Origin of the sequence: Deinococcus rhizophilus (assembly GCF_030271215.1) — a bacterium.
Lineage (GTDB): Bacteria > Deinococcota > Deinococci > Deinococcales > Deinococcaceae > Deinococcus > Deinococcus rhizophilus.
Window position 1 is genome coordinate 1 of the sequence record NZ_JASNGB010000129.1, and the last position, 4,050, is coordinate 4,050.

A 4,050-nucleotide genomic window follows, 5' to 3' on the forward strand; every position below is an offset into this window, starting at 1 on the left:
CCGCGCGAGCGGCACGCTGGGCCCGGTGGCCCTGAACGTGGGCGGAAGCTTCTTCAGCGCCGCCGCGACCGACGTGGACCCCCTCGCCGCGTGGGCTCTGACGCCCACCGACCTGCGGGCGCGGGGCTGGGTGGCCGACGTGACCGCCCGCTACCGGGTGAGCCGCACCCTCGTCGCGGTCGCCGGGGGCGAGTTCGGGGTGCAGCCCCACGCCCTGCTGGGCGCCGAGTGGCGGCGCGACCTCACCCGCACCCTCCCCCTGGAGGAAGGGGACGACCCCGGCGCCGAACCCCTCACCGCGCGCACGGGCAGCGTCACCCTGCGGCTGGGCGCCCGCGCCGGGGCGGACGTGCTGGGGGTCACGGGCGGGGTGAGCTACGCCGCCGAGTCGGGCCTCAGCGCGTCGCTGGACGCCCTCGCCGGGCCGGGGGGCTGGGGGGCGGTGGGCAGCCTGGGTGTGCCTGGACTGCTGGGAGAGGAGAGCAGCACGCGCCTGTACGTCGCCTACGAGCCGTGGCGCCGTGCCGCCGCACCGCTGCGGGCCGGGGCGGAGGTGGCCGTGCCGCTCGGCTCCGGCACCCTGACCACCGACCTGCGGGGCGGCAGCGGGGGCTTTGGCGTGCGGGCCAGCTACCGCTTTCCACTGGGGAGCGGCGGGGAGAGCGGGGAGTAGCCCTTCCCACCGTCTCAGCGCGGCGTGAATCCCCGGTCAGCCCTGGCGCCGCCTTCTCATGGGGGGGGGTGACAGACTCCGGACGTGAAGCACTTTCTCCCCCTCCTGACCCTCGCTGCCCTGGCCTCCACGGCGGGCGCCCAGACCGCGCAGGACATCCTCAAGCGGGTCGACAACGCCCAGAAGTCGGCCAGGGACGTGTCTTTCCGCCTCAGCGGCAACGCCTCGCTGGAGTCGCAGGCCCAGAAGATCGACCTGACCGTGCGCTCCATCCCCGCGCAGGGCGTGGCCCGCATCCAGTTCAACGCGCCCGACGCGCTGGCCGACAACATCGTGGTGGCCGACCGCAACGAGGTCCGGCAGTACCTCTTCCTGACCAACCAGATCACGGTGACGCCGCTCAAGAAGGCCACCGCCCAGGCGGGCCTCGGCGGGCTGGATTTCACCCGCCTCAGCAACGTCTCCGACCTGCTGGGCGACTACAGCGTCAAACTGCTGGGCACCACGTCCTCCGGCGGCAAGAAGCTCTACCAGCTGGAGGCCACCCCCAAGAACAGCGGCGACAAGGCCCGCGTCTGGATCACCGAGTCGGGCTGGCGCCCCACCCGCATCCAGTTCCTGGGAACCGGCAACCGCGTCCTGGCCGACCTGAACGTGTCCAACTACCGCGTCAACAGCGGCCTGACCGTGGCGGGCCTCAAGACGCTGCCCAGGGACGCGCAGGTGATCCGGCAGTAAGGAAAGCGGTCAGCCGTCAGCTTCCAGCACTCCTCTCAGGCTCCAGCCACGGCTGGGGCTTTTTTGCTGACGACTGGTCCCTGGCGACTGGCGGCTTCCCCAAAACGCAGCGCCCCCACCACGCGGGCGGGGGCACTCGGTCGATGGAAGGGGTGGGGAGGGGGTCAGCTCAGGACGCGGCGGGCGCCGACATAGCGCTGGGCCCAGTAGGGGTTGCCGAACAGCGGCTCGATCACGGTGCGGCCCTGGTAGCTGTTGGCGTTCGCCATCAGGCCGTCGCCCACGTAGATGCCGACGTGGCTGGCGACGCGGCCGGTGGTGTTGAAGAACACCAGGTCACCGGGCATCAGGTTGCGGCTGCTGACCGCGTAGCCGGTGCGCCACTGCGCCGCCGCCGTGCGCGGCAGGTTGATGCCCAGCTGCCTGAACACCAGCGACGTGTAGGCCGAGCAGTCGATGCCCCGTCCGCCCGTGCCGCCCAGCACGTAGCGAATCCCCAGGAAGCGCGAGGCAGTGGAGCGCACGAAGGCGCTGCCACGCGGCGCGGCGGGGGCCACCGTGCGGGCGGTGGTCGCGGGTGCGGTCACGTTGCCCAGATTCAGCCGCTGCCCGATCTCGATGGTCGTGGAGCGCAGCCCGTTCAGGCGCATGATCTGCGCGGGCTCCGTCCGGTACACGCTGGCGATCTTGGAGAGGGTGTCTCCGGCCTTGACGGTATAGGTGACGGCGAGGGCCGGGGCGCTGCCCAGGGCAGCGGCAATCAGGAGGGTTCGGAGAACTTTCATCGACAGGAGAGAGTTTAGCGGGCCTTTATTCTTTTTACCTTAATCCTCGGGCGAAAGCGGCTTTTTTATGCGCCTATGCGGCCTCTATGCGATCACACTTGCGATGAAATGAGGAAAAATCCCCGATCAGGTTCAAACTTCTCAGATTCTGACTCATTTCTTTAACCCGGTCCATTTTTGCGACAGACACGGCTTTCTCGCGGCCCCCTGGCACCTCTGCTGATCTCATGGTTCTCATCCCTATCGTGGGGTGGTTCTCGGCTTGAAGGGACGGCTTGAGGGGGGTCGCCCCGGGTCGGCGGCAGGGCAGGCACCCGGCCTATACTTCAGTCTGCAGTGGGCGGAGGCCGCGCCCCGGCTGGAGGACCGATGAAGGAACCCATGACGACCGAGCAGCTCCTGCAGGGACTCAAGCATTACCGCCGCATCGCCCGGCAGGACATGCTGCGGGCGCCGGAAACGCCGCATCCGGACGCCTTCTTGCAGCACGCCGAGAGCCGCCGGACGCTGTACGTCGAACTCGGGCAGTACGCGGAAACCCACGCCAGCGACGAGGTGGTCGGGTACGCGCTGTCGCTCTACCGCGCCCTGCCCTTCGTGACGGGCACGCCCGAGCACGAGCACGCCGAGATCAAGGGCCGGGAGAACGCACTGGAGAACTTTTTCCTGCTCGTCGGTCTGGATCCCAAGACCCGGCGCGAGGCCCGCAGCCACCGTCCCAAGCTGGGCACGGCGGCCCCGGGCGTCCCGGTTCAGGGCTGAGGCCCGCTCCCGTCCACGGCCCCTTCCATCCACGGCCCTCCCGTACACTGCCCCGCATGCCCAACCCCGAATTTGTCGGACTCGTGAGCACCCTGCAGGCCACCGCCGAGGCCGCGCTGGGCGACCTGAACGCCGCGACTGCCAGCGCGGCCCGCGACGGCCTGCTGGCCGAAGAGCGTGCCCGCCAGACCGCCGAGCGCTCGCTGCGGCTGCTCACCATGCTGGCGGACAAGACGCGCGGCAACCTCGATTTCACGGAAGCCGAGGTGCTCACCGGCGCCATCGGCAGCCTGCGGGCCCGGCTCGGCAACTAGGGTGCGGGCCGCCCTGCAGCGGGTGACCCGCGCGAGGTGCACCGTGGACGGCCGCGTGACGGGAGAGACGGGTCCCGGCCTCCTCGTGCTGCTGGGCGTCGCCCCGGAGGACACGCCGGAGACCGCGCAGGCCCTCGCCGCCAGGATCGCCCGCCTGCGCCTCTTTGCCGATGAAGCCGGAAAGATGAACCGCAGCGTGCAGGACATCGGCGGTGGGGTCCTGAGCGTCAGCCAGTTCACCCTGTTCGCGGACACGCGGCGGGGCAACCGGCCGGGCTTTTCCGGGGCCGCGCCGCCCGAGCAGGCCCGGGCGCTGTACGCCGAGTTCAACGCGGCGCTGCGGGCCTGCGGGCTGGCGGTGGGGGAGGGGGTGTTCGGGGCGCACATGGCCCTCGACCTGACCAACGACGGCCCGGTCACCCTGATGCTGGACACGGCCGAGCGTTGAGGGTTCATCCGGCCCCCCGTCCCCGGCGGCTATCCTGCCGGGCATGACCCGCCGCTTTCCGGTTCGTCCGGCCTGGCCGCTCCTCTGTGCCGCCGCGCTCCTGCTGGGAACGGCGGGCGCGGCGCACACCGTCGTGAAGGGCGACACGCTGTATTCCATCGCCCGCAAGTACGGCACCACCGTCGCGGAGTTGCAGCGTCTCAACGCGCTGGCGGACACCACCATCGAGATCGGGCAAGCCCTGCGCCTGCCCGGCGACCCGCCGCTGCCGCCCCCGGTCCCGGCGACTCCCCCGGCGGCGCCCGCCGCCACGCCCCCGGTTCCGGCCGC

General features: G+C 71.0%; 7 protein-coding genes. 6 read left to right on the forward strand and 1 reads right to left on the reverse strand.

What is annotated here, in order from left to right; translation table 11 throughout:
* Both QOL99_RS12390 and QOL99_RS12395 read left to right on the forward strand, forming a co-directional pair.
* The coding region (locus QOL99_RS12390) for a hypothetical protein (RefSeq protein WP_285524225.1) at positions 1 to 673 on the forward strand (673 nt) is incomplete at its 5' end.
* An 84-nt stretch (positions 674 to 757) separates the two neighbouring features.
* Complete coding sequence (locus QOL99_RS12395) at positions 758 to 1,411, forward strand: outer membrane lipoprotein carrier protein LolA (RefSeq protein WP_285524226.1); 654 nt, start codon at positions 758 to 760, stop codon at positions 1,409 to 1,411.
* Positions 1,412 to 1,575: 164 nt separating this feature from the next.
* Here QOL99_RS12395 and QOL99_RS12400 read toward each other — a convergent pair whose 3' ends face one another.
* Positions 1,576 to 2,196, reverse strand: coding sequence for a C40 family peptidase (locus QOL99_RS12400; protein ID WP_285524227.1), 621 nt, complete (start codon positions 2,194 to 2,196; stop codon positions 1,576 to 1,578).
* A gap of 369 nt (positions 2,197 to 2,565) precedes the next feature.
* Between QOL99_RS12400 and QOL99_RS12405 the strand changes: the two genes are divergently transcribed.
* The 4 genes from QOL99_RS12405 to QOL99_RS12420 form a co-directional block, all read left to right on the forward strand.
* A complete protein-coding gene (locus tag QOL99_RS12405) occupies positions 2,566 to 2,958 on the forward strand; it encodes a hypothetical protein (protein WP_285524228.1) in 393 nt (130 codons plus the stop codon).
* A gap of 56 nt (positions 2,959 to 3,014) precedes the next feature.
* Positions 3,015 to 3,272 (forward strand): DUF1844 domain-containing protein, encoded by a 258-nt coding sequence (locus QOL99_RS12410; protein WP_285524229.1) that lies wholly within the window; start codon positions 3,015 to 3,017, stop codon positions 3,270 to 3,272.
* Position 3,273: 1 nt separating this feature from the next.
* Positions 3,274 to 3,720 (forward strand): D-aminoacyl-tRNA deacylase, encoded by a 447-nt coding sequence (gene dtd, locus QOL99_RS12415; protein ID WP_285524230.1) that lies wholly within the window; start codon positions 3,274 to 3,276, stop codon positions 3,718 to 3,720.
* 43 nt (positions 3,721 to 3,763) lie between these two features.
* Positions 3,764 to 4,050, forward strand: a 287-nt coding sequence (locus QOL99_RS12420; RefSeq protein WP_285524231.1) for a LysM peptidoglycan-binding domain-containing protein, incomplete at its 3' end; no start/stop codon positions are given.